Origin of the sequence: Henriciella algicola (assembly GCF_003576245.1) — a bacterium.
Taxonomy (GTDB): Bacteria; Pseudomonadota; Alphaproteobacteria; order Caulobacterales; family Hyphomonadaceae; genus Henriciella; species Henriciella algicola.
In genome coordinates this window covers 1121521-1146371 of the sequence record NZ_QWGA01000003.1, presented here as the reverse complement: position 1 = coordinate 1146371, position 24851 = coordinate 1121521, and the positions used below count along the sequence as shown (strand labels likewise).

The 24851-nt window shown below is 61.1% G+C and carries 26 protein-coding genes; 14 read left to right on the top strand and 12 right to left on the bottom strand.

Annotated features, from left to right (window positions below):
- The first annotated feature begins 49 nt into the window (after positions 1-49).
- Complete coding sequence (gene hslV, locus D1222_RS06110; RefSeq protein ID WP_119453750.1) at positions 50-616, top strand: ATP-dependent protease subunit HslV; 567 nt, start codon at positions 50-52, stop codon at positions 614-616.
- Positions 616-1920: an ATP-dependent protease ATPase subunit HslU gene (hslU, locus tag D1222_RS06105; protein WP_119453301.1), complete on the top strand. Its 1305-nt coding sequence runs from the start codon at positions 616-618 to the stop codon at positions 1918-1920. Before hslV ends, hslU begins: the two co-directional genes overlap by 1 nt.
- On the opposite strand, the gene D1222_RS06100 is transcribed toward hslU, so the two are convergent.
- The 10 genes from D1222_RS06100 to D1222_RS06055 all read right to left on the bottom strand — a co-directional run bounded on the left by D1222_RS06100 (position 1910) and on the right by D1222_RS06055 (position 13342).
- Positions 1910-2260 (bottom strand): winged helix-turn-helix transcriptional regulator, encoded by a 351-nt coding sequence (locus D1222_RS06100; protein WP_119453300.1) that lies wholly within the window; start codon positions 2258-2260, stop codon positions 1910-1912. The genes hslU and D1222_RS06100 overlap by 11 nt on opposite strands.
- A 160-nt stretch (positions 2261-2420) precedes the next feature.
- Complete coding sequence (locus D1222_RS06095; protein WP_182481876.1) at positions 2421-3152, bottom strand: PhyR family response regulator anti-anti-sigma factor; 732 nt, start codon at positions 3150-3152, stop codon at positions 2421-2423.
- Positions 3153-3260: 108 nt separating this feature from the next.
- Complete coding sequence (locus D1222_RS06090; RefSeq protein WP_119453298.1) at positions 3261-4259, bottom strand: adenosine kinase; 999 nt, start codon at positions 4257-4259, stop codon at positions 3261-3263.
- Between the two features lie 75 nt (positions 4260-4334).
- The gene (fsa, locus tag D1222_RS06085; RefSeq protein ID WP_119453297.1) at positions 4335-4985 is read right to left on the bottom strand and encodes a fructose-6-phosphate aldolase; all 651 of its coding nucleotides are present in this window, start codon (positions 4983-4985) and stop codon (positions 4335-4337) included.
- Between the two features lie 51 nt (positions 4986-5036).
- On the bottom strand, positions 5037-5987 hold the full coding sequence (locus tag D1222_RS06080) for a UDP-glucuronic acid decarboxylase family protein (protein WP_119453296.1): 951 nt from the start codon (positions 5985-5987) through the stop codon (positions 5037-5039).
- On the bottom strand, positions 5987-7291 hold the full coding sequence (locus tag D1222_RS06075; RefSeq protein WP_119453295.1) for a UDP-glucose dehydrogenase family protein: 1305 nt from the start codon (positions 7289-7291) through the stop codon (positions 5987-5989). Before D1222_RS06075 ends, D1222_RS06080 begins: the two co-directional genes overlap by 1 nt.
- A gap of 97 nt (positions 7292-7388) precedes the next feature.
- Positions 7389-8903, bottom strand: a complete 1515-nt coding sequence (locus D1222_RS06070; RefSeq protein WP_119453749.1) for a phosphomannomutase/phosphoglucomutase — start codon at positions 8901-8903, stop codon at positions 7389-7391.
- A gap of 79 nt (positions 8904-8982) precedes the next feature.
- Entirely contained in the window at positions 8983-9702 is a 720-nt protein-coding gene (locus tag D1222_RS06065; protein WP_119453294.1) for a type 1 glutamine amidotransferase, read from the bottom strand.
- On the bottom strand, positions 9702-11564 hold the full coding sequence (locus D1222_RS06060; protein ID WP_119453293.1) for an ABC transporter ATP-binding protein: 1863 nt from the start codon (positions 11562-11564) through the stop codon (positions 9702-9704). Before D1222_RS06060 ends, D1222_RS06065 begins: the two co-directional genes overlap by 1 nt.
- 71 nt (positions 11565-11635) lie before the next feature.
- On the bottom strand, positions 11636-13342 hold the full coding sequence (locus D1222_RS06055; protein WP_233348531.1) for a DUF885 domain-containing protein: 1707 nt from the start codon (positions 13340-13342) through the stop codon (positions 11636-11638).
- A gap of 162 nt (positions 13343-13504) precedes the next feature.
- Here D1222_RS06055 and sdhC point away from each other — a divergent pair, with 162 nt between their 5' ends.
- The 4 genes from sdhC to D1222_RS06035 are packed head-to-tail and all read left to right on the top strand — an operon-like array spanning position 13505 to position 16924.
- Complete coding sequence (gene sdhC, locus D1222_RS06050) at positions 13505-13906, top strand: succinate dehydrogenase, cytochrome b556 subunit (RefSeq protein ID WP_119453291.1); 402 nt, start codon at positions 13505-13507, stop codon at positions 13904-13906.
- 9 nt (positions 13907-13915) lie between these two features.
- A complete protein-coding gene (gene sdhD, locus D1222_RS06045) occupies positions 13916-14308 on the top strand; it encodes a succinate dehydrogenase, hydrophobic membrane anchor protein (RefSeq protein WP_119453290.1) in 393 nt (130 codons plus the stop codon).
- 33 nt (positions 14309-14341) lie between these two features.
- On the top strand, positions 14342-16132 hold the full coding sequence (gene sdhA / locus D1222_RS06040; protein ID WP_119453289.1) for a succinate dehydrogenase flavoprotein subunit: 1791 nt from the start codon (positions 14342-14344) through the stop codon (positions 16130-16132).
- Between the two features lie 9 nt (positions 16133-16141).
- A complete protein-coding gene (locus tag D1222_RS06035) occupies positions 16142-16924 on the top strand; it encodes a succinate dehydrogenase iron-sulfur subunit (RefSeq protein WP_119453288.1) in 783 nt (260 codons plus the stop codon).
- A 107-nt stretch (positions 16925-17031) separates the two neighbouring features.
- Here D1222_RS06035 and D1222_RS06030 read toward each other — a convergent pair whose 3' ends face one another.
- The gene (locus D1222_RS06030; RefSeq protein WP_147371821.1) at positions 17032-17709 is read right to left on the bottom strand and encodes a hypothetical protein; all 678 of its coding nucleotides are present in this window, start codon (positions 17707-17709) and stop codon (positions 17032-17034) included.
- 269 nt (positions 17710-17978) lie between these two features.
- Here D1222_RS06030 and D1222_RS06020 point away from each other — a divergent pair, with 269 nt between their 5' ends.
- Positions 17979-18263, top strand: a complete 285-nt coding sequence (locus tag D1222_RS06020) for a GIY-YIG nuclease family protein (RefSeq protein WP_119453285.1) — start codon at positions 17979-17981, stop codon at positions 18261-18263.
- 1119 nt (positions 18264-19382) lie between these two features.
- Here the strand turns inward: D1222_RS06020 and D1222_RS06010 are convergent.
- Complete coding sequence (locus tag D1222_RS06010; RefSeq protein ID WP_119453283.1) at positions 19383-20375, bottom strand: NADPH:quinone oxidoreductase family protein; 993 nt, start codon at positions 20373-20375, stop codon at positions 19383-19385.
- Between the two features lie 136 nt (positions 20376-20511).
- On the opposite strand from D1222_RS06010, the gene D1222_RS06005 reads away from it, so the two are divergent.
- Genes D1222_RS06005 through folK form a run of 7 tightly spaced genes read left to right on the top strand, consistent with a single transcriptional unit; the run spans position 20512 to position 24323 of the window.
- Complete coding sequence (locus tag D1222_RS06005; protein ID WP_119453282.1) at positions 20512-21384, top strand: isoaspartyl peptidase/L-asparaginase family protein; 873 nt, start codon at positions 20512-20514, stop codon at positions 21382-21384.
- 7 nt (positions 21385-21391) lie between these two features.
- Complete coding sequence (locus D1222_RS06000) at positions 21392-21739, top strand: hypothetical protein (RefSeq protein WP_119453281.1); 348 nt, start codon at positions 21392-21394, stop codon at positions 21737-21739.
- The gene (locus tag D1222_RS05995; protein WP_119453280.1) at positions 21739-22173 is read left to right on the top strand and encodes a hypothetical protein; all 435 of its coding nucleotides are present in this window, start codon (positions 21739-21741) and stop codon (positions 22171-22173) included. Before D1222_RS06000 ends, D1222_RS05995 begins: the two co-directional genes overlap by 1 nt.
- Before the next feature lie 4 nt (positions 22174-22177).
- A complete protein-coding gene (locus D1222_RS05990) occupies positions 22178-22660 on the top strand; it encodes an RNA methyltransferase (protein WP_119453279.1) in 483 nt (160 codons plus the stop codon).
- The gene (folP, locus tag D1222_RS05985) at positions 22657-23499 is read left to right on the top strand and encodes a dihydropteroate synthase (RefSeq protein WP_119453278.1); all 843 of its coding nucleotides are present in this window, start codon (positions 22657-22659) and stop codon (positions 23497-23499) included. The genes D1222_RS05990 and folP overlap by 4 nt, the downstream gene beginning before the upstream one ends.
- Positions 23486-23854: a dihydroneopterin aldolase gene (folB, locus tag D1222_RS05980; protein ID WP_119453277.1), complete on the top strand. Its 369-nt coding sequence runs from the start codon at positions 23486-23488 to the stop codon at positions 23852-23854. Before folP ends, folB begins: the two co-directional genes overlap by 14 nt.
- Positions 23847-24323 carry a 2-amino-4-hydroxy-6-hydroxymethyldihydropteridine diphosphokinase gene (gene folK, locus D1222_RS05975; protein WP_233348530.1) on the top strand — a complete coding sequence of 159 codons (477 nt, stop codon included), beginning with the start codon at positions 23847-23849 and terminating at the stop codon, positions 24321-24323. The genes folB and folK overlap by 8 nt, the downstream gene beginning before the upstream one ends.
- Positions 24324-24851: the final 528 nt, after the last annotated feature.

Sequence of the window (24851 nt, the reverse complement as noted above, 5' to 3'; positions counted from 1 at the left end):
AGCGCTATGCCTCTTGCAGAGGCAGGTCCCGCGCGCCACATCACCGGGCGTGACTGATCAAGACAGACAGAATTCAGCGCTGTGGCACGGGACGACGATCCTGGCCGTACGCACGAAAGACCACGTCGTCATTCTGAGCGATGGCCAGGTGTCGATGGGTCAAACCGTCATGAAGGGCAATGCGCGCAAGGTGCGCCGTCTCGGCAAGGGCGACATCCTCGCCGGGTTCGCAGGCGCAACGGCCGACGCCTTCACCCTGTTTGAGCGCCTCGAGCAGAAGCTGGAGCGGTTTCCGAACCAGCTGCAGCGCGCCGCGGTCGAACTCGCCAAGGACTGGCGCACGGAAAAATACCTGCAAAAGCTGGAAGCGCTGCTGATCGTCGCTGACCGCGATACGACGCTGGTCATTACGGGCGCAGGCGATGTGCTGGAGCCAGAGCATAATGTCGTGGCTGTTGGTTCCGGCGGCAACTACGCGCTGTCGGCCGCCCGCGCGCTTTACCCCTATGAAGCAGATGCCGAGAAGCTTGGCCGTCAGGCCATGGAAATCGCTGCCGACATCTGCGTGTACACCAATTCGAACTTCTCGATCGAGAAACTGGACCTGAAAGACTGATGGATCTCTTGACCCCCAAGGAAATCGTCGCCGAGCTGGACCGCCACATTGTCGGGCAGGGCGATGCAAAACGCGCCGTCGCGCTCGCCCTCCGCAATCGCTGGCGCCGCAAACAGGCGCCTGATGATCTGCGTGAGGAAATCACCCCAAAGAACATCCTGATGATCGGCCCGACCGGCGTCGGCAAGACAGAAGTGTCCCGCCGCCTCGCGAAGCTCGCCAATGCGCCCTTCCTGAAGGTCGAGGCGACCAAGTTTACAGAGGTTGGCTATGTCGGCCGCGACGTCGAACAGATCATCCGCGACCTCGTCGAATCCGCTGTGGGCATGGTGAAAGCCCAGCGCCGTAAACAGGTTGAGGAACAGGCCCGCGAAGCCGCTGAAAAGCGCCTGCTCGACAGCCTCGTTGGCGAAGATGCCCAGAACTCCACGCGTGAGGTCTTCCGTCGGAAGCTCCGCGATGGCGAACTCGACGACCGCGATATCGACATTGAGCTTCAGGACACAGGCACTGGCATGCCGATGATGGACATTCCAGGCGCCGGCGGTTCCATGGGCATGGTCAATCTTGGCGATCTGCTCGGCAAGGCGATGGGCGGGCGCACCAAGCGCGTGCGCACCACGGTTCGCGATGCCTACAAGCCGCTGATTGGCGAAGAAGCCGACAAGCTGATCGATGAGGAAAGCGTCACCCGCGAAGCGATCCGCCTTGTGGAATCCGATGGCATCGTCTTCCTCGATGAGATCGACAAGGTCGCTGGCGGCAGCAATCGCAGCGGCGCCGATGTCTCCCGCGAAGGTGTGCAGCGCGACCTTCTGCCCCTGATCGAGGGCACGACCGTCTCAACGAAGCGTGGCCCTGTCCGCACAGACCACATTCTTTTCATCGCGTCGGGCGCTTTCCACGTCTCGAAGCCGTCCGACATGCTGCCAGAGCTGCAAGGCCGCCTGCCGATCCGGGTAGAGCTGAAGCCGCTCAGCAAGGCCGACATGCGCCGCATCCTGGTCGAGCCTGAAGCCTCACTAATCCGCCAGCACCAGGCGCTGATGCAGGCCGAGGGGGTCGACCTTCAATTCGAGGATGCAGCCATCGACGCGCTCGCCGATGTCGCCGTCCGCGTGAATGACACTGTTGAGAATATCGGCGCGCGCCGTCTTCAGACTGTGCTCGAACGCCTGCTGGATGAGATCAGCTTTACAGCCAATGACCGCAAGGGCGAGACCGTCACCATCACGGCAGATTATGTCGATGCGCAGCTGTCCGATCTTGCTGGCAATTCGGACCTGTCGAAGTTCATTCTGTAGCGTTTGGCTTTGCCGATCGCCTGATAGGCAGATGCGTACGGCCCCAGTCACGGAACGTCTCCAGGGCGGGCGCGAGCTCTTTGCCGCGCTCGGTCAGGACATAGTCATAGCGAACGGGTCGCTGCTGGTAGGCCTTCTGCTCAAGCAGCCCGGCGGTCACGAGCCGTTTCAGCCTGTCTGCGATGATATGGCGGGTGGCGCCGGTTGAGCGTGCGAAAGCTTCGAAACGCGTCTGGCCCAGAAAACAGTCACGCAGGATAAGAAGCGTCCACCTGTCCCCGACAAGGGAAAGTGTTCTGGCCACCGGGCACCAGTCATCTTCAAGCGCGCGCCACTTCATGATGGACCGCTTAAACTGATTTGCGCTCAGGGCGAAGTTTGTGCAGCTGGCTCAATGAAAGAGGGAACGTTTCGCGGAAGGTGCGCATAGGGACAGTGAAAGCACATGCATTCCTACCCACAACCCATCCAACTGGCCGGCGACCTCGCCGGCCATTTTTTTATTGCGCGGCGAGCTTCTGGATCAGAGCCTGGCTGACGACAGCTTTCACCATATCCGGCCGGAATGGTTTGGCGATCAGGTAGACCGGTTCGCCATCGCGCCCCATCAGAAGTTTCTGCGGATAAGCCGTGATGAAGACGACAGGTATTCCCAGCTCTTCTGTAATGATGGCAGCGGCATCCGCTCCCGAGGAGCCGTCCGCGAGCTGCACGTCTGCGAGGAGGAGGTTTGGCTTCAGCGCGCGGCATCGCTCTACGGCCTGATCCCGCGTTACGGCCTGCCCCACGACATCATGACCGAGTTCGCTGACAATCTGGGAAATGTGGGCAGCGACAAGCGGCTCGTCCTCCATGACGAAGACGCTGGTCTGCAGGGAGCGGGTGAGCTCCTGCTCGGCTTCTATCATCAGCTCACCGACTTCCTCTGCGCCGCAGCCAAGGATGGTCGCGGCATCAGACACCGGAAAACCTTCCATGCTGGTCAGAAGAAGTGCGCGGCGTGAACGTGAAGCTGGATCAAGTCCGGCCGCAGCTTGAGGGTCGGGCAGGGCGTCGCGAATGGCGGCTTCAAGATTGGTGAAAAAGCCCAGACGGTCATCGGCTGGATCTTCATTCGCGATCAGGGAAGAGATGGCGGCCTCGACGATCGCATCGCCGCGTTGGCTGCTGCCGGTTACGGCCCGGGCATAGCGGCGCAGGTAAGGCAGCTCTCGTTCAAGATTGTCTGCCACGCCCATCTACACACCTGTTTCTTTTTGTTAGCCGGATTAAGCCCCAAACAGGTTTAGAAAAAATTAGCCGTACTGCGCGCTGCACAAAAACGCGCAGTACGAACTGCTCTAAACTTCAATGCCGGCTTTGCGGGCAAGCTCTGCCAGAGAGACTTCCGGGCGTGGGCCGTAATGCGAAATGACCTCCGCAGCCGCGATATGGCCAAGCTTCGCGCAGGTTTCGAGCGGCAAGCCGCGGCTGACACCGAAGAGAAAACCTGCAGCATACTGGTCGCCCGCACCGGTCGTATCGACAACCTTGTCGACCGGCTCAGCGGCAACCGCGACGGCGCCTTCCGGGCTGATTACGACAGAGCCTTTTTCGGAACGGGTGATGGCAGCAAGGCCTGCATCGGCCTGCATCCGCTCAACCGCCTCGTCGAAATTGTCGGTCTGGTATAGCGACAGGGCTTCGTCTTCATTCGCGAACACGAGATCGACATGGTTCTTGATGAGGTGAAGAAAGCTCTCGCGGTGACGCTCAACGCAGAAGCCATCCGACAGGGTCAGCGCAACCTTGCGGCCTGCAGCCTGCGCGATCTCTGAGGCGTGGACGAAAGCGGCTTTGGCGTCTTCCTGATCGAACAGATAGCCTTCCAGATACAGAATCGCAGCGTCCTTCACCATCTGCTGGTTCACGTCACTGGCCGAGAAGAGAACCGAGGCGCCGAGGAAGGTGTTCATGCTGCGTGCGCCGTCTGGCGTCACAAAGACGATACAACGCGCGGTGGCCGGGCCGTCTTCGAGCGCAGGCGTGTCGAACGGAATGCCGCTATCATTCATATCCTTGCGGAAAACGTCGCCCAGCGTGTCCTTTGCGACCTTGCCAATATAGCCAGCTTTGCCGCCAAAGCTTGAGACCCCAACAATCGTGTTGGCGCCAGAGCCGCCCGAAAGCTGCGGGCCTTCAGGGGCGGCATCGACCAGTGCGTCAGCGCGCTCTTCGTCGATCAGCGTCATGCCATTCTTGCGGATGTCATGCTGTTCCAGGAAGGAATCCTCGACACTGGCGAAAACGTCGACAATCGCGTTTCCAAGGCCAACGACGTCAAATCGGGTATCGGTCAAAACTTACCTCAGTTTTCTATGGGTTCGGGCGCGTGAGCCCGTTGGATATCGCGCCCGTCAGAGGCGCTCTCTCTATCAGATCTTGATGCCAGCTTTCTCAGCATCAGCGAGAAATGCGGCAAGGCCCTTATCCGTCAGCGGGTGGCTCGCAAGCCCGCGCAGCACGTTCGGCGGCACCGTCGCGACGTCTGCCCCGGCGAGCGCTGACAGTTTCACATGGTTCGCATTGCGAATCGACGCGGCCAGGATTTCGGTCTCGAAGCCGTAATTGTCATAGATGATCCGGATTTCCTCGATCACTTCCATGCCGTCGATATTCATATCGTCGAGCCGGCCGATGAAGGGCGAGATATAGGCCGCACCGGCCTTGGCCGCGAGAAGCGCCTGGTTCGCAGAAAAGCAGAGCGTGACATTCACGGCTGTGCCCGCATCGCTCAGCGTGCGGCAGGCTTTCAGGCCATCCATGGTCAGCGGCAGCTTCACCGCGACATTGGACGCAATCTTCTGAAGCTTGCGGCCTTCGCTCACCATCGTGTCGAAATCGGTCGCGACGACTTCGGCGCTCACATGGCCGGTGGTTAGGTCGCAGATCTCGGCGATGACGTCGGACATGTTACGCCCGGACTTCGCGATCAACGACGGATTGGTCGTTACGCCATCGATCAGGCCCGCCTCTGCGAGCGACTTGATTTCATCTGTGTCTGCGGTGTCGACGAAGAATTTCATTTGGGCCTCCTGCGCGTCTGTGGGCGCTTTAGCAATGATGGGCCCGTCGGGCTAGCCAGCCGCGTGCAGCTCTCTGAAATAAGCGATGGTCTTCTCAAGCCCGTCGCGCAGTTTCACCTGCGGCTCCCAGCCGAGCGTATCGCGGGCACGGGTAATGTCCGGCTTTCGCTTGCGCGGGTCATCCTGCGGCAGCGGCTTCTGCACGAGCTTGGACGACGTGCCTGTCATCTCGATGACAAGCTCGGCAAGTTCCTTGATGGTGAACTCACCCGGATTGCCAAGATTGATAGGGCCAGTGACGCCGGTGTCCGTGTTCATCAGGCCGATCAGCCCATCGACAAGGTCATCGACGAAACAGAAGCTGCGGGTCTGACTGCCATCGCCGTAGATGGTGATGTCCTCACCGCGCAGTGCCTGCATGATGAAGTTGGATACGACGCGCCCGTCATTCGGGTGCATGCGCGGGCCATAGGTGTTGAATATACGCGCGACCTTGATCTCCACACCGTGCTGGCGGTGATAGTCAAAGCAGAGCGTCTCGGCGCAGCGCTTGCCCTCATCATAACAGGACCGCGGGCCAATCGGGTTCACATTGCCCCAATAGCTTTCTTCCTGCGGATGGATTTCCGGGTCGCCATAGACTTCAGATGTTGAGGCCTGGAGGATCCTCGCCTTGGTGCGCTTGGCGAGGCCCAGCATATTGATGGCGCCATGCACTGACGTCTTCGTCGTCTGCACCGGGTCGAACTGGTAATGGATCGGGCTGGCCGGGCAGGCCATATTGTAGATCTGGTCGACTTCCACAAAGAGCGGGAAGGTCACATCGTGACGCATCAGCTCAAAGCGCGGATTGTCCATGAGGTGCGCGACATTGCTGCGCGTGCCCGTGAAGAAATTGTCGACGCAGAGAACTTCGGCCCCCTGGTCGAGCAGGCGCTCACACAGGAAAGAGCCAATGAAACCGGCACCGCCGGTAACCATGATCCGGGGTGCCAGATGCATCAGGGACGTCCCACGCTGATATAGGTGAAGCCTCGTTTGGCCATGTCTTCAGGCGAATAGATATTGCGAAGGTCGACAACGATGTCGCTCTTGAGTGATGTCTTCACCCGGTCAAGGTCGAGCGCACGGAACTGGTCCCACTCAGTGATGATGACCATGGCGTCTGCGCCATCAATGGCCGCATAGGCGCTTTCGGCATAGTCGAGGCCGGAGAGAAGCTTCTCTGCCTCATGCATGCTTTCCGGGTCATAGGCGCGGACAGTTGCACCAGCCTCAGTGAGCGCCGGAATGATGTCGAGCGATGGAGCGTCGCGCATATCGTCCGTGTTCGGTTTGAATGCGAGGCCGAGCACGCCGATCGTCTTGCCTTTGACGTCGCCGCCCATCGCCTTGATGACCTTGTCGGCCATGGCGCGTTTGCGGGCGGCATTGACCTCGACAACCGTGTCAACGATGCGCACCGGGCAGCCTGCATCATTGGCCGTCTTGGTCAGGGCAAGCGTGTCTTTCGGGAAGCAGGAACCACCATAGCCCGGGCCTGCATTGAGGAATTTCCGCCCGATCCGGCCGTCTAGACCGATCCCACGGGAGACTTCCTGAACGTTTGCGCCAACGGCCTCACAGAGGTCCGCCATCTCGTTGATGAAGGTGATCTTCACCGCTAGGAAGGCGTTCGCCGCGTACTTGATCAGCTCAGACGTGCGGCGGCTGGTGAACAGGATCGGCGTCTCATTGAGGAAGAGCGGGCGGTACAGCTCCCGCATCACTTCGCGGGCGCGCTCGCTATCGGTGCCAACCACGACACGGTCAGGGATCTTGAAGTCCTTGATCGCCGCGCCTTCGCGCAGGAATTCCGGGTTGGAGACGACAGCAAAGTCAGCATCCGGATTGGTCTCGCGGATGATCGCCTCAACTTCATCGCCCGTACCGACAGGAACGGTCGACTTGGTTACGACGACAGTGAAGCCGTCCATCAGCTCGGCGATTTCCTTGGCGGCGGCGTAGACATAGGAGAGGTCCGCATGACCATCGCCGCGACGGGATGGCGTACCGACCGCGATGAAGACCGCGTCCGCGCTGGCAATCGCGTCTTTTGCTTCCGTCGTGAAAGCCAGGCGGCCTGCTTCGACATTCTGGGCAACCAGCGCATCGAGGCCCGGCTCGAAGATCGGGATCTCGCCCTTTTTCAGCCGGTCGATCTTGCTCGCATCCTTGTCGACGCAAGTGACCACATGGCCGAAATCGGCAAAGCATGCCCCGCTGACAAGGCCGACATAGCCTGTTCCGATCATCGCTACGCGCATGGCTTTAAGTCCTGTTTTTCGTTGCTGCCACGAATTTGCGGCGAGGGGTGCGATTTTTGTGCCATCAGGTCAAGACGGTGGGGCAGGCCGTCAGGCCCTAGATTTCCTGATTGTAGTCCCCGACTTCCTTGTGCTTGCCGAGGCGCGGTTTGACCTCCTTGCGGAAAAGGTCGCGCATATCGTCTTCAGACTGAAGGCTTTCGACAACGACGACCAGCTCAGGCTTGTTCGATGATGCCCGGACGAGCACCCATGACCCATCTTCCAGCGTGACGCGCGCGCCATTGACCGTGTTCACATCGACCACCTTGCGGCCGAGGATTTCCTTCCCGGCCATGCCTTCATACTCGGCGACCATCTTGTCGATGACCGAATATTTGATCTCGTCATCGCAATGCGGCGACATGGTGAGCGAAGTGTAGGCCGTGCCAAGCTCACCCTTGAGGTCTGCCATCGTCTTGTCAGGATTGCGATCCAGCATCTGCAGGATCGCGCCAGCAGCGACGATGCCATCATCATAGCCAAGCCCGATCGGCGGGCGGAAGAAGAAGTGGCCCGACTTCTCAAACCCCGCCAGCGCGCCGAGGTCAGTCGTGCGGCGTTTGATGTAGGAATGGCCGGTCTTGTAATAATCGACGGTGGAGCCGTTCTCCTTCAACACCGGATCGGTCTTGTAGAGACCGGTCGACTTCACATCGACAACGAAGTTCGCGCCCGGATGCACCTTTGAAAGGTCGCGCGCCAGCATCAGGCCGATCTTGTCAGCAAAGATTTCTTCGCCCGTATTGTCGACCACGCCGCAGCGGTCCCCGTCGCCGTCAAAGCCGAGCGCAACGTCCGCGCCGTGCTCTTTGACGGCTTTCGCCATCTCGTGGAGCATCTTGGAGTCTTCGGGGTTCGGATTGTATTTCGGGAAGGTGTTGTCGAGATTACAGTCCATCTCGATCACGTCTGCGCCCATGGCGCGAAGGGCGTCAGCCGCAAAGGCGCCTGCCGTGCCGTTCCCGCAGGCGGCAATGACTTTCAGTTTGCGCTTCAGTGAAATGCCTTCCGACACCGATGCGATATATTTCTCGCGCAGGCCATCGACGCGGAACGTGCCGCCACCGGCACGCGGCTGAAATTCGCCATTGAGCACAATCTCTTTCAGGCGGCCCATCTCATCAGGACCGAAGGTGAGCGGCTTGTTCGCGCCCATCTTCACACCGGTCCAGCCATTCTCATTGTGGCTGGCGGTGACCATGGCGCAGCAATCGGCGTCGAGCTCGAACTGGGCCCAGTAAACCATTGGCGAGAGCGCCAGGCCGACATCCAGAACTTCGCAGCCGCCGGCGACGAGGCCAAGCTTCAGCGCGTTCTTGATCGGCAGCGAGATGGAGCGGAAGTCATGGCCCGTGACGACTTTCGGCTGAACGCCAAGCTCATGGAACAGCGTCGCCATGCCAAGGCCGAGTGCTTCAGCGCCCAGCAGGTTCAGCTCCGGTGCCTTGTCGCTGCCTGGGATACCGAACCACCAGCGCGCATCGTATTCTCGAAAGCCAGTTGGCTTGACCAGCGGCAGGGTTTCGAACTCGATCGAGTTGGGGGCAATGTCGGCGCGCGGCTTGGGCATCATGGGCTGCGGGTCTCCTGAAACTGTCTACTACCTGTGATGGCATGAAAAGATGACACTTTTCCAGCCTCAAGGTTACTTATTTGCTCGCCTGGCGCAGGAAGTTCGCCATCCATTTGCCGACCTCGCCATTGTCGACCGGCGTATCGAGGCTGTCACAGGCCTCGTCGACGCGCTCGGCGGAAAATGCGGTGCCACGGCGGACATTATAAAGCGCGCAGCAGAAGCCGCTGGAGAATTCCGGGTGACCCTGAAAGCTGATGGCGGGCACGCGGCCATAGTCCAGAACGGCGTAGTTGCAGAAATCCGAGCGCGCGACGACGCTCGCGCCGGGCGGCAAGCTCTGGACCTGATCCTGATGGCTCACACCCAGGGAGAATGTGTCGGCAGAGAAATCACCCATCCAGTCCGGGCGTTCACAGACATCATAGACATGCCGTCCGATGCCCCAGCCCTTGTCGGACTTTTCAACTTTTGCACCAAGCGCCTTGGCAATCGCCTGATGACCAAAACAGACGCCGATCTGCGGCACACCCTTGGCGGCGGCGCGCTGGATCGTGTTGAGGAGCGGGCCCATCCAGTCATGCTGTTCGTAAACGCCAGCGGCAGAGCCCGTCACGAGCAGCGCTTCGACCTCATCAAGGTCCGGGAAGGGTTCACCCGAACTGACAGCAACGCTCTCACAGACAAGGCCCGGCAGGTGCGGCGCGATCAGGTCTTCGAACATGGCCGGATAGCGCGGCCAGTCATCGCGCATCGCCTGCGGCGGCAATCCGGTTTCGAGAATGGTCAGTTTCATTAATCTGTCTCTTCTGAATAGTCGTTTGCGGGCTCCGGCTCGACAAGGAAGCCGCCGGACTGGCGCGACCAGAGGTCTGCGTAAAGTCCGCCTGCCGCAACAAGCGCTTCATGTGTGCCCTGTTCAACAATCTCGCCCCGATCCAGCACGATAAGCCGGTCCATCGCCGCAATCGTGGACAGGCGGTGCGCAATGGCGAGCACGGTCTTGCCCTCCATCAGGTCGAACAGGCTGCCCTGAATGGCGGCCTCGACTTCGGAATCGAGCGCGGAGGTCGCCTCATCGAGGATCAGGATTGGTGCGTCTTTCAGGAAGATACGGGCGATCGCGATGCGCTGGCGCTGGCCGCCGGACAGCTTCACGCCGCGCTCACCGACATGGGCATCAAGCCCGGTCCGCCCCTTCGCATCTTCTAGCGAATGGATGAAGCCGAGCGCTTCGGCGCGGCCCGCCGCAGCGAGGATCTCATCATCGCTCGCGCCGGGGCGGCCATAGGCGATATTCTCGCGGATGGAGCGGTGGAGAAGGGAAGTGTCCTGCGTCACCACACCGATCTGGGAGCGCAGCGAGTCCTGCGTGACGGCGGCGATATCGTGCCCGTCAATGAGGATGCGCCCGGCCTCAGCGTCATAGAAACGGAGAAGGAGGTTGGTCAGCGTCGTCTTGCCCGCGCCGGAGCGACCGACCAGTCCGATCTTCTCGCCCGGCTTGATATCGAGGGTCAGCCCCTCAATGACGCCGCTGCCCTTGCCATAATGGAAGGTCACATCGTCAAAGCGGACCGCGCCGCTGACGGGCGGCAGGGGCTGCGCGCCGTCGCGGTCCTCAACGGCCACCGGCTTTTTCAGCATCGACATGCCGTCAAAGACGACGCCGATATTCTCAAACAGGCCTGCGACTTCCCACATGATCCATTGCGACATGGACTTGATGCGGAGGGCGAGGCCGACCGCAGCAGCAACGGCGCCAGCGGTCACCAGCTCTCCGAGCCAGAGATAGATGCCGCCAGCCGCGATCAGAAAAACGAGGAGTGAATTGTTGAGATAGACGATGGCGTTGAGGCTCGTGACCATGCGCATCTGGCGGTACACCGTGCCGAGGAAGCCGGACATACTGCCCTTTGCATAGTCTTCCTCAAGGCCGGAATGAGCAAACAGCTTCACGGTCTGGATATTGGTGTAGGAGTCGACGATGCGGCCCGTCATGATGGAGCGGGCGTCGGCCTGCTCCTCGGCGATTTTACCAAGGCGCGGCACGTACCAGTACATGATGAAGCCATAGACCACCGCCCACAGGATAAGCGGCAGGGTGAGGCGCCAGTCCGCACTTGCGACAAGGGCAAGCGCCGAGGCGAAATAGACGATCACAAAGACGAAAACGTCGAGCACTTTCATCACGGACTCGCGCACGGACAGCGCCGTCTGCATGACCTTGGTCGCGACGCGGCCAGCAAACTCATTGCCGAAAAAGCTCATGGACTGGCCGAGCATCTGGCGGTGCATGCGCCAGCGCGCGCTCATCGGGACGTTGCCCATCAGGCCCTGATAGACGACCAGCCCCTGCAACAGCGTGGCGAGCGGCAAGCCGATCAGCAGCACCCCGCCCATCAGGATCAGCGTCCCAGCCTCGCGCTGGACAAAGCCGTCGCGGTCAGCCTCTGCCAGCCAGTCGACAATCCCGCCGAGAAAGCCAAACAGCGCGACCTCGCCCACCGCGATGATCGCCGTGAAGAATGACATCGCGACCAGCCACGGCACGGCGCCGCGAATATAATGCCAGACGAACGGCAGGAAGCGGCCGGGTGGCAGGCCGCCCTGGGCTTCCGGGAATGGGTTCAGACGGCGTTCGAAGAAGCGATACATGGCTCGCCCATGTGGCGCGGGTCTATGGTCTGCGCAAGCGATGAAAGCGCCGGTTGGCGCGAAGCCACTCTCTATTCTACCTCAATCGCCGAGCCAGCTCCCGTTTCGCTTTCGATCCATGCCACCACCCTTGCCTCCAAGGCATCGAGGGGCAGGGCGCCTGCGCCGAGCACCACATCATGGAAGTCACGGATATCGAAGTCCGCGCCGAGCGCCTTTTTCGCGGCCGCGCGTAGTTCCAGGATTTTCAGCTCGCCAATCTTGTAGGCCGTCGCCTGTCCCGGCCAGCCGATATAACGGGTGACCTCGGTCTGGATGTTGAGCGGGGCGAGCGCGGAGTTCTTTGTGAAGCATTCCTCGGCTTCTTCCCGGCTCCATCCGTACCAGTGAAGACCGGTATCCGCGACGAGACGGCAGGCGCGCCACATCTCCATGGAGAGCGCGCCAAACCGCTCATAAGGCGTCTCATAGATACCGGCTTCACCGGCGAGCTTCTCGGCGTATAGGCCCCAGCCTTCGCCGAAAGCTGTGGCGTAATACTGCTGGCGGAAACGGGGGACATCCTCGAGCTCCTGCGCCAGCGAGATCTGCAGGTGGTGGCCTGGCACTGCTTCATGTGCGGAGAGCGCCGGGAGTTCATAAAGCGGGCGCTGGTCGAGCGCGTATGTGTTGACGAGGTAGTTGCCCTCAATGCCTTTTTCGAGGTCGCCGCTTGAGTAACGGCCCGTCGTATAGCCTGGCGCGATTTCAGCGGGCACCGGAATGACGCCATAGGTCAGGCGCGGCAGCTTGCCGAAATAGGCAGGCAGGATGGCGTCGAGACGCTTTGAAAGGCGCGAGGCCTTTTCGAGAAGGTCCTCTGGCGTCTCGGCGTAGAATTGCGCGTCCGTGCGCAGGAAGTTCTGGAAGTCTTCGAAACTGCCGGGATAGCCGAGCTCTTCGATGATGGTTTCCATCTCGCCTCGGATGCGGGCGACTTCGCGCTCACCGAGCTCATGGATCTCTTCGGGCGAATAGCCAGCCCCGGCAGTATGATTGGCGATGGCGGCGGCGTAATAGTCCTTGCCGCCCTCAAGATTCGCGATGCCAGCATCTTCGCGGGCGGCGGGCGCATAGGTGCCTTCCATGAAATAGAGCGCTTCCGCATAGGCCTCGATGGCCTTGGCGACGGCGCGGCGGCCGCTCGCCTGGATCATGGCCTGCGCTTCGGGGCTGATCGTGTCGGGCAGGGTTTTGAGCGGGGAGTAAAGCCCGCTTTCCTCAGGCGTTACGTTGGCCTGCTCGCTGATCTGCGCCGTGGTCGTGGCCAGCGGGTCCTTGTGTGAGGTCCAGCCGGTTTCGATGCCGCGCCTCATATTGGCTTTGTGATCGTTGAAGTAGCGGGGGATCGCATTGAGGCGGGACAGCCAGGCCTCGGCGTCGTCCTCATTCTGGATGCGTACTTGGCGGGCAGCATAGAGCGGCTCTGCCTGAAAGCCCCAGTCGCCATTGAACGGCATCCGGGCCGTATCGAATTCAGCTTCGGCGATATGGCTTTCGAGGAGATGGGAGAGGATCTTCCATTCCGGCGTCGACTGGTCTTCGACCTGTTGCAGGCGGGCAAGGAGGGCGCGCGCCGCTTCTGCGGTCTGCTCGATCCGCTCTGGTGACACATCGGCCCAGCGATCGGGGGCCCGGTCCTGCGCACGGGCGGCCTCACCCGGATCGATCGAGCGGATCAGCGCCTCATAATCGATGACGATCTGTTCGATTGTCGACGCGTTCGTTTCATCAGCCATCTCTGACTGCGCATGAGCGAGGGCGGGCGACGCAACGGAAAGCAGGAGAACTGCACCAAGAGAACGGAGATTCATGCGCATTTGACCTTTCTTGTCGCGTTGACACCGCGCTGCACCATTCTAGAACCCGGTGTCGTAAGGCATATTTTTCGGGAGACCCCAATGTCAGGTTCAGAGTGGACTGATCCACGCCCGATGTCACCACACCTTCAAGTGTGGAAATGGCACTGGACGATGGCCTCATCGATCTTTCACCGCGTCAGCGGCGTTGGCAACTATCTTGGCGCCCTGCTGGTCAGCGCGTGGCTCATTGCACTCGCATCGGGCGCAGAAGCTTATGGCACGGTGGAGGCAGTGATGCTTCACCCTGTCGGACAGATCCTTCTTTTCTTCTGGCTTGTCTCGGTCCTGTTCCACCTCGCGAACGGCCTGCGCCACCTGATCTGGGATGGTCCAAAGGCTGGTTTCGACCCAAAGGCCGCCAGCATGTGGTCGATCGTGAATTTCGCATTCGGGATTGTCGCAGCCGCCATCATCTGGTCGCTCGCGACCAATCTGTTCTAGGGGGCGGGCATGAGCACGAATTTCAAGACACCTACCGCTTCCGCCCGTGGTCTTGGCTCTGCCAAGTCCGGCACAGGCCACCACATCAAGCAGCGCGTCTCGGCGATTGCGCTTCTCTTTCTCATCCCGTGGTTTCTTTATGCCGTCATCGCGGCAAGCCGCGGCGGCTATGATGGCGCAACCGCCTGGCTGGCCCAGCCGTGGAATGCCATCCTGATGATTCTTACACTCGGCGCGGCGTTCTACCACATGCGCCTCGGTATGCAGGTGGTCATCGAGGACTACATTCAAAAGGCAGGCATGAAGCAGGGTCTCCTGATCCTCAACACATTCGCTTGCGTAGGACTTTTCACGGCCACCGCCCTTTCTGTTCTCAAAGTCTGGATTTCGGCGGGGCTCTAGAAGCCGTACCGCCACCGGAAGGAAAACGTCACCATGTCTGACTACAAGTTTGTCGATCACACCTATGACGTCGTCGTCGTTGGCGCCGGCGGTTCAGGCCTTCGCGCTGCCCTTGGCGCGGCGCAGGCGGGTCTGAAAACGGCATGTATCACCAAGGTCTTCCCGACCCGCTCGCACACGGTCGCCGCGCAAGGCGGCATCGCCGCATCGCTGGGCAATATGGGCCCGGATGACTGGCGCTGGCACATGTACGATACGGTCAAGGGCTCCGACTGGCTCGGCGACCAGGACTCCATCGAATATCTTTGCCGTGAGGCGCCAAAGGCGGTTTATGAGCTTGAGCACTGGGGCATGCCATTCTCGCGCAACGAGCAGGGCAAGATCTATCAGCGCCCGTTCGGTGGCCACACCACCGAATATGGCGAAGGCCCTCCGGTCCAGCGCACCTGTGCTGCCGCTGACCGTACCGGTCACGCCATGCTGCACACGCTTTACGGCCAGTGCGTCAAGGAAGAGACCGAGTTCTTCATCGAGTATTTCGCGCTCGACCTCATCATGGATGAGGAAGGTGCCTGCCGCGGTGTGACCGCATGGAAGCTCGATGATGGCACGCTGCACCGCTTCCGCGCGCAGAAGACGATCCTCGCGACCGGCGGTTATGGCCGCGCCTTCTTCTCCTGTACCTCGGCTCACACCTGTACGGGCGATGGCAATGCCATGGTGCTCCGCGCTGGCCTGCCGCTGCAGGACATGGAGTTCATCCAGTTCCACCCGACCGGCATTTACGGCGCAGGCTGTCTCATTACTGAGGGAGCACGCGGTGAAGGCGGCTATCTGACCAATTCTGACGGCGAGCGCTTCATGGAGCGGTACGCGCCGCGCGTGAAGGACCTTGCCTCCCGCGATGTCGTGGCGCGCGCCATGACCGTGGAGATCCGCGAAGGCCGCGGCGTCGGTGAGGGCAAGGACCATATCCACCTTCACCTCGAACACCTGCCGCCAGAAACGCTGGCAGAGCGCCTGCCGGGCATTTCGGAAACCGCGAAAGTCTTCTCTGGCGTCGACGTCACGAAAGAGCCGATCCCGGTCCTTCCGACAGTCCACTACAATATGGGCGGCATCCCGACGAACTATCACGGCGAAGTTCTCACCAAGAAGGGCGGCGACCCGGATAGCGTCGTCCAAGGCCTGATGGCCGTTGGTGAAGCGGCCTGTGTGTCCGTCCACGGCGCAAACCGCCTTGGCTCCAACTCGCTGATCGACCTTGTGGTCTTCGGCCGCGCGGCAGGTCTTCGCTGCGGCGCGACGCTGGAAGCGGGCGCAAGCCAGCCTGAGATCCGCGACAGCCAGACCGACAGCCACCTTGCCCGCTTTGACCGCGTGCGCAATGCGAAGGGCGACCAGCCTGTCGCGCAGCTGCGCATGGACATGCAGAAGGCGATGCAGACCAATTGCGCCGTCTTCCGCACCGGTGAGGTCCTTGATGAAGGCGTCGAGAAGATCGACAGCATTTATAGCCGCGTCGGCGGCATGGATGTGAAGGATCGCGGCCTGATCTGGAATACCGATCTTGTCGAGGCGCTGGAGTTCGACAACCTCATCGCGCAGGCCGCGGTGACGGTGAACTCAGCCGCCAACCGCAAGGAAAGCCGCGGCGCCCATGCCCGCGAGGACTTTGCAGACCGCGACGATGCAGAATGGATGAAGCACACGCTTGCCTGGGTCGACGAGGCCGGCAAGGTGACAATCGACTACCGCCCCGTGCATGAGTTCACGATGTCCAACGACATTGAGTACATCAAGCCGAAGGCGCGTGTGTACTAGGGGAGCGATATGGTTCAACTGACACTACCCAAAGGCTCTGCGCCCAAAAAGGGCAAGGAATGGCCAAAGCCGGATGGCGCCAAGACCACCAAGGCGTTCAAAATCTATCGCTACTCTCCTGAAGAGGGCGGCAATCCGCGCTGGGACACCTATCATGTGGACATGGACCGCTGCGGTCCGATGGTTCTCGACGTCCTGATCTGGATCAAGAACAATGTCGACCCGACTTTGGCCTTCCGCCGGTCGTGCCGGGAAGGCGTCTGCGGCTCCTGTTCGATGAACATTGGCGGCCACAATACGATCGCCTGTACCAAGGGCTGGGACGAGGTTGCCGGATCGACCATCACGATCGCGCCGCTGCCGCACCTGCCAGTGGTCAAGGACCTCGTGCCGGACCTGACGAACTTCTACGCCCAGCACGCCTATGTGCAGCCCTTCCTTAAGACCGATACGCCGGAGCCTGAGAAAGAGTGGAAGCAGTCGGAAGAACAGCGCAATGAGCTGAACGGCCTCTATGAGTGCATTCTCTGCGCCTGCTGCTCGACCTCCTGCCCGTCCTATTGGTGGAATGGCGACAAGTATCTCGGCCCTGCCGCATTGCTTCAGGCCTATCGCTGGCTGATCGACAGCCGCGACGAAGCCACCGGTGAGCGCCTCGATGACCTTGAAGACCCGTTCAAGCTCTATCGATGCCACACCATCATGAACTGTGCGCAGGTCTGCCCGAAAGGCCTCAATCCGGCCAAGGCGATCGCAAAGATCAAGCACATGATGGTTGAGCGCGTCGCTTAAGACCACTTTTCCAGAAGATCAGATGACGGCCCGTGCCTTTACAAGGTGCGGGCCGTTTTCGTTTGGGCCCATGCGTGCGCCCGCACGATGCGGGTGCGGGTAGGCTTTCAGGATTGAAGCGGCGGCGGGGCGCGAAGTTCGACGGTGACGACAGCGAGGCCGTCGCGCAGCCAGTCGGGCACTTGGGCCGACCTTGCGCCGGGCGGGTGACCGGCGCGGAGCGGTGATCGTTTCCGGATGAGGGCAGTCTCGCCGGCCTGCGGGGCCATCCTGCGGGCAAGGCGCCTTGTGGCGGCGGCCGTGTCGTCAATGATGGCGAGAAGGGCGTGTAACCGCTCGGCCACTTTATTGGAACGTGTCGTTTTATCTGGCTCGGATTTTGGTAAATGGGCGTCCAGAATTTCTAGGATTCGGGGCTGCGGACGTGGTCCGAAGTGGCCTTTCTTCTGACCCTCGATCCAGAAACCTGCGCGCAGGGACGCGATAGGCTCGGTGAGCTGGAAACCGCGCTTTGAGGGGGTTGGGCAGGCGGTGGCGAGGCGTGTGGTTTGGTTTGAAGGGGCGGCACGCGCGGGGTGTGGGCGCAGCGGGCCGAGGGCGCGTACCTCCAGCATGAGGAGACGGCGGGTGAGTGCCTCTGCTGCCAATAGTGATGGGCGAATCCAGCTTGGGTGTGCGCCTGGCCCCGACTGCTCGACCAGGATCAGGAGGTAGGCTGCCAGTCTGGCAAGATGCTGCCAGAGGCGCTGCAGGGTCTGATCCAGCTGGGGCGGGTTGGGGGACATGCATTAAGGATAGCCGTACCCACGAGATATGCGGACGGGAAAATTGTTTCCGGTCGGAAATTAACCATGATTGTGCGTTTGTACGGGGCGTACTGTTTTGGGTTTTTTGGGGTGGTGGTGAGGTTGCTCTGAGGTCCGCTCATCCCCGCGCAGGCGGGGATCGCATGAGGCTGTCTCTGCACTTTAATTGGCTGAGATCCCCGCCTGCGCGGGGATGAGCGGATACGAAAGTTACGGCGGGTTTTAAGAAGAGGACGTAACCAGACGTCATGGCCTTCTACGTCTACATTATGACCAATAAGCCGCACGGCGTCCTCTACACAGGGATGACGGACGACATAAACCGGCGCGCGTGGGAGCATCGCGAGCATGTGATTGGCGGTTTTACGGCAAAGTATAATTGCGAAATGTTGGTCTGGGTGGAGGTCCACGAGACGCGCGAGTCTGCTTTTGAGCGAGAGCGCCGCATTAAGAAATGGGAACGCGCCTGGAAGATCCGGCTGATTGAAGAGGCCAACCCGGATTGGCGTGACCTTGCTGATGCGCTCATGTGAATGGAGACAGCCGCTCATCCCCGCGAAGGCGGGGATCTTGTGAGGCAATCTCCGCACTTTAACTGGCTGAGACCCCCGCCTTCGCGGGGGTGAGCGGTCTGGGGGGTGTCTCGAACTTAGTAGGTGCCCGCCCCGTTTCAGGCCCTCAAGGCCGAGCGGCTGACGCCGTGCCTTCGGCAGCCTTGACCGCCTGAACCAGAACGGGCTTTGGCTGGCTATGGCCTAATGGCGGGGTCCCGCCATTGGGCGCTAATCCACAAAGGGACTCCAATTTCCCTTTCGAATCGGGCCCAATAGCAGCGCAGGATCAAATGACCTCCGCTCGTGCACGCCTTTAAGCGCGGGCCACTGCCCGAGGAAGGAGGTGATGGCGAATGCCAAAATCTTGCAAACAAGTGACGCGCCAAGTGCGTGTCGGCAAGAAGCCCGGCCCGAAACCAGTGCGCGTAAAAACGCATCGACGTTCGAAGCCAGCCCCTTGCAAGTAGTCTAGTTTGCTAGACTTACGGTGGTGACCGGGTCGGCCCGCAAAGTTGGCCCGGTCACTTTTCTATCTCACGAAAACAATTAACCGGGGATGAGTCATTTTGACTCAGCGCTTTCTCGCCCATCCACGAATTCCATTGTGAACAGCTCATGATTACCGACTTACGGAGACAGGAAATCGTTGCGGTCTTCCAAGCGTCGGTCAAACGCGATTGCGAAGATGCGATAGCAGCCATTCCGGTCGTTGAACTCATCTCTACGGACGAAATGCTAGGCCCACGGGATTTGAATTCGGGGTACCGAATGCGATTGCGGAATGAGATTGCTTAGAGACAGAGCGAGGCAGCACTAAGGCGATCGGCCAGATCAAGATGGCTGGACCGGGCAATTAGCTTCATTGCGGGTTGCATCGTGACCGCTTTGGGAGTGCTTCTTTCACAAATGTTCTCGTGAGACCGTACGCTGCCTGTCCACAATCCGCTCATCCCCGCGAAGGCGGGGATCTTGTGAGGCAATCTCCCACTTCAATTGGCTGAGACCCCCGCCTTCGCGGGGGTGAGCGGTCTGGGGGGGTACATTAAAAAGCCCGGCAGTTGGCCTGCCGGGCTTTTGTGTTTGGGGTGGCCTCAGAGCCTACATCGTCACGACGACTTTGCCCTTGGCCTTGCGTTCCATCAGTTCGGTGATGGCGTCGGCGGCTTTTTCGAGGGGGTAGGTATTGGAGACGTGCGGCTTGATCTTGCCAGTCTCGTAGAGCTCGAAGATTTCCTTGATGTTCTGCTCGTTCGCTTTCGGGTCGCGGGCGACAGCGGCGCCCCAGAAGACGCCGATGATGTTGCAGGATTTGAGCAGGGTGAGGTTGAGCGGCATTTTCGGGATGCCGGCCGGGAAGCCGATGACGAGGAAGCGGCCGTCCCAGTTCATGGCGCGCAGCGATGGTTCGGCATAGTCGCCGCCGACGCCGTCATAGATGACGTCCACGCCGCCGCCGCCAAGTTCCTTGATCTTGTCCGAGAGGGCTTTCTGCTGGGCCTTGTCGAGGGGGCCGCGGTCATAGACGAGGCCGTGCTTTGCGCCTTTTTCAAGGGCGAGGTCCACCTTGTCCTGGCTGGACGCGGCGGCGATGACTTCCATGCCCATGGCCGCGCCAAGTTCGACGGCAGCGAGGCCGACACCGCCAGCGGCGCCGAGAACGAGCAGGGTTTCGCCGGGCTTGCAGTTGCCGCGATCTTTCAGCGCGTAATAGGAGGTGCCGTAGGTCATCAGGAGGGCGGCGGCCTCTTCAAAGGACATGGAGTCCGGGAAAGGACGCACGCGGCCTTCGTCGACCTTGGCTTCTTCGGCCATGCCGCCCCAGCCGATGGAGCCCATGACGCGGTCGCCAACCTTTACCTTGGTCACGCCTTCGCCGACGGCCTTCACGATGCCCGAAAGCTCACCGCCCGGAGAGAAGGGGCGCTCTGGCTTGAACTGGTACATATCCTGGATGATGAGGACGTCTGGATAGTTCACGCCAACGGCTTTGACGTCGATCACGACCTCGCCCTTGCCCGGTTCTGGCGATGGCACATCCTCAAGGACGAGGGCGTCGGGGCCACCGGCGGTCTTGGAGAGTAGGGCTTTCATGGGCGTATTCCTCTTGCTGTAGCACTTGGCAGTGTCTTGTGGGACTTGTAATTGACGGGCCGAACCTATCCATGGCACCGCGCGCTGTGAAGCATGACGCGAGGAAAAAACACCTCGTAGCTGGAGCATTGAAACGATGGCGAAAAGCTGGGCGCTGGCCCTTCATGGTGGAGCCGGTCCGCTGAGAAAGCGTGACCATGCGGCGGCAGAGACGCATATGGCCGAACTGCTGCGCGAGGGCGAAGCGCGCCTGGCGCGCGGCGACAAGGCGCTGGATGTGGTGCATTCGCTGGTCATCGCACTGGAAGAGTGCGGGCATCACATTGCCGGGCGTGGCTCTTCCCCCAATGCGATCGGCCAGTGGGAACTGGACGCTGCCATCATGGACGGGCGTTCGCGCAATGCAGGCGCTGTGGCGTCGCTGCGCGGGTACAAGTCACCGGTCACGGCGGCGCGCCTCGTCATGGAAAAGACGCCGCACGTGCTGATCGTCGGCAAGGGCGCGGCGATGATTGCGCGCGAGCACAAGCTGGAAAAAGTCCACAGCCCGAAGAATTATTACAAGCCTGCGGTGACGCGGCCCGTGAAGAAGGGTGAGCTGGCGCACGGCACGGTCGGCGCGATTGCGCTCGATACCGATGGGCGGCTTGCGGCGGCGACATCTACGGGCGGCCTGCTTGGCAAGACGCCGGGCCGGGTGGGCGATACGCCGATTATTGGCGCAGGCCTATGGGCAGATGAGCGGGTCGCTGTCTGCTGTACGGGCCAGGGCGAGTATTTCCTGCGCACCAATGCGGCAGCCGATGTCAGCTCTCGCGTGCGCTATGGCAAGCAGGGCCTGCGCGAGGCGGCGGAGGGCTCACTGGAAGACCTGACCCTGCTTGGCGGGGATGGCGGCATGATCTGCGTCGACGTGCTGGGCCATGTCGAAGTGGTGTTCAACGCCGAGACGATGAAGCGCGGTGTCGTGACAAGCGCGGGCCGCTTTGACGTCGCGACGATGAGGTGAGCAGAGCATGAGCGGCGCGACGCTGGGCTTTTTCATTGCGGGTGTGCTGGTCGCCTTCCTGTTTGCGCTGGCGGTGCAGATGCGGGTGATGGCGGGGCTGGTTCTGCGCCGGGCCGCGCAGGCAAAGTTCAGTGAGCTGGTCGACGGCACGGCGCGCTTTGCCGTCGTGCACGCGGTAGCAGGGACCGACAAGCTGGACGCGGGCGACGCCGTCGGTGAGGCCGCGACCTGGCTGCGCACCGAGTATCCGGCGGCGATCCGTCACATCAAGATTGCACGCCTGGCGACGGCAGTGACGGCGGTGCTTTTCCTTGCGGTACTGGTCACGTGGCGGTTCACGGCGGGGGCGGGCTGATGGTTTGGGTCGATGCCTTCTGCTTTTTGATCGTGGCGGTCGGCCTGGCCCAGTTCGTTTACGGGTTCCGCTCAACCCGTCGGCTTGAAAGCAGCTTTTTCGGTCAGGTCATGGAGGATGATCCGAGCCGGGATAGTGAAGATGCGCGTCGGCATATCATCCAAGCGACAAACCGGCGGAAGCCTGGCCAGCGCGGCGGGCCGAGCGAAGCGGGCTTGCGCCTGAGGGAAGCATGGCCAGAGGAAACATTGCGTCTGCAGAAGGCGCAATACTTCATGCGCGTGGGTTGGAACTTGGCCACTTTGATGATTGCGCACTTGGTCTTCTGGAAACTCAGAAGTGCCGACAACGGTGACGGTTTCGCCTTTCTTGCGATGTTCCTTGTCTTTGGAGCGAGCTTTCTTATTGCGCGGCCGCTGAAGGTCTGGGAGTAAATTCATGCGCGGTTATTTTGCGATTGGGGCCGAGGGCATTTCCAAGCCGATGAATCTTGGCGCGCTGATGCGGACGGCGAATGCGTTCGGGGCGAGCTTTGTGTTCTCTGTCGGCGCGGCGGACCGTCTGAAAGTTGCCTACAAGGCGGACACGTCGAAGACCTTCGAGAGCGTGCCCTATTATCAGTGGGATGCGATGGACGACATTGCGTTGCCCAAAGGCTGTCAGATGGTGGGGATTGAGCTCACCGATGATGCGATCGAGCTGCCGGAATTTCGCCATCCGAAGTCGGCGGCCTATGTGCTGGGCCGTGAGCGGGGCGACCTCTCGCCGGAGATGCTGGCGCGCTGTGACCATGTGGTGAAGATCCCCACGCGGTTCTGCATCAATGTGAGCCTTGCGGGCGCGCTGGTCATGTATGACCGGGTGCTGTCCATGAGTAGCTTTCGCGACCGGCCCGTCATGCCGGGAGGCCCGAAGGCATGAGGCTTTCGCGGGGCGAGAAAGACCGTCTGCGCGATAGCCTGCTGGCCGAGGCGCGGGGGCGCCCGCTGATCATGGGCATCCTCAATGTAACGCCGGACAGTTTCTCTGATGGCGGCAGGTTTGATGAGGCAGGCGCGGCACTTGCCCATGCTGAGGCGATGGTGAAGGCAGGCGCTGATATACTGGATGTGGGCGGCGAGTCGACGCGGCCGGGCGCTGACGCCGTGAGCGAGGCCGATGAGCTGGCGCGGACCGTGTCCGTGGTCGAGGCGCTGGCAGGGCCGGGCCGGGTGCCGGTGTCGATCGATACCTACAAGTCAGGGGTCGCGAAGGCGGCGTGCGAAGCGGGCGCGGTGATCGTCAATGATGTGAGCGCCATGTCGGACCCGGCGATTGTGGGCGCCGCGGCAGAGGCGGGCGCGGCCTATGTGCTGACCTATAATCGTGGCGTAAAGGATGAGACGCTGGATGCCGGCGCTGACATGCTGGCCTTTTTTGAGGGTGCGATTGCGGCGTGCGAGGCTGAAGGCCTGCCGCGGGACCATATCATCCTCGACCCGGGTGTCGGCTTTGCGAAGACGTATGACCAGAACTTTCAGGTGCTGGCGCGGGTGGGTGATTTAGTGGGCCTTGGCCTGCCAGTGCTGATCGGCGTGTCGCGTAAATCCTTTATCGGCAAGCGGCTTGGAATTGAGGTGGCGGCGGACCGGGATGCAGCGTCTGTCGCAGTTGGTCTCGACTCGCTGCACCGGGGGGCGCATATGCTGCGCGTCCATGATGTTGCTGCCCACCGGCAGGCGATCGAGCTCTGGGAGACCATAGAAAATGCGGCGCACTGAACGGGTCTTTGTCGAAAATCTCGGCATTCACGGCTTTCACGGCCTCATCGCGGAAGAGCAGCGGTTGGGGCAGAAATTCTATGCCGACATTGAATGTCTGGTCGCGCGCGATGAAGCGCCGTCCGACACGATGAAGGATGCGGTGGACTATGGGAAAGTCTGCGACCTCGCGCACAGCATTTCCGCCAGCGGGCCGTTCAATCTGATCGAAACGCTGGCCGAGCGGATCGGGCACGGCGTGATGGAGACGTTTCCGCTGGTCTCGACCGTGCGCGTGCGTATTCGCAAGCCTAACGCGCCGATCCGGCATTTCCTCGACCATGTGGGCGTGGAGATTGAGCTGTCGCGTGACTAGGTCTGCCTTGGCGTTCGGCTCGAACCTTGGCGACAGCGCCGGGATGATCGGGCGGGCGATCGGTGCGCTGGACGCGATGGTGGACGTGTCGGTGACGACGCGCTCCAGCCTCTATGCGACCCCGCCCTGGGGCGTTGAGGATCAGCCCGATTTCGTGAATGCCTGCGCGCTGGTCGAGACAGATCTTGCGCCGCTGGACCTGCTTTCCGCCTGCAAGGACCTTGAGGTCGCGCTTGGCCGCGTACCGGGGGAGCGCTGGGGGCCGCGCCTGATCGATATTGATGTGCTCTGGATGGGCGGCGTGGCGCTGGAAAGCGAGCGCCTGACCCTGCCGCATCCTCGCATCACGGAGCGGGCGTTCGTGCTGGTGCCTCTGGCGGAGATAGCGCCGGAGCTGGTTGTCGGGGGGCGGGCGGTTGCTGATTGGGCTGGCGTGGTTGAGGCTGGCGGGATCCGGAAGCTGGGTTAGCTGCTCCTCGTTCCCGCGCTCGTCCTTCGACCCCCGCCTTCGCGAGGGCAAGCTTCGCTAATGATGCGCGCCTCCCTTCTCCTTGGGGAGTGGTTCGACTTCGCTCACCATGAGGGGGCTGGGGATGAGGGGGACAGACGGTGCGGCAGGGCTAAGAGTAAGCAGAGATTTGATCACTGCTTCATCACTGCAACTGGGATCGAAAGGATTTGAGGTAGCTTCCCCTCACCCCTGACCCCTCTCCCCGAGGAGAGGGGAAAAGGTAGGTCGTTTAACCCTGATAGATCGATCCTGCAGGGGCGAAGGCCATGATGAGGGTGAGGGCGGCGATGACCGCGAGTGCGGCGAGTGAGAGGCCTTTTGAGAAACCCTGGGTCATGGTCCTTTTCCTTCGGCGCGCGGCCTGCTGATCCAATCAGATTGTCTGTGTTTCGATCCCCGCGAATGTAGGGACGCATTGTTCAAGAAACATGCTGCACCGCGAATAGGTTCCATGCCGGGCCGGAATGGGACTGTTTGCGGGCAGGC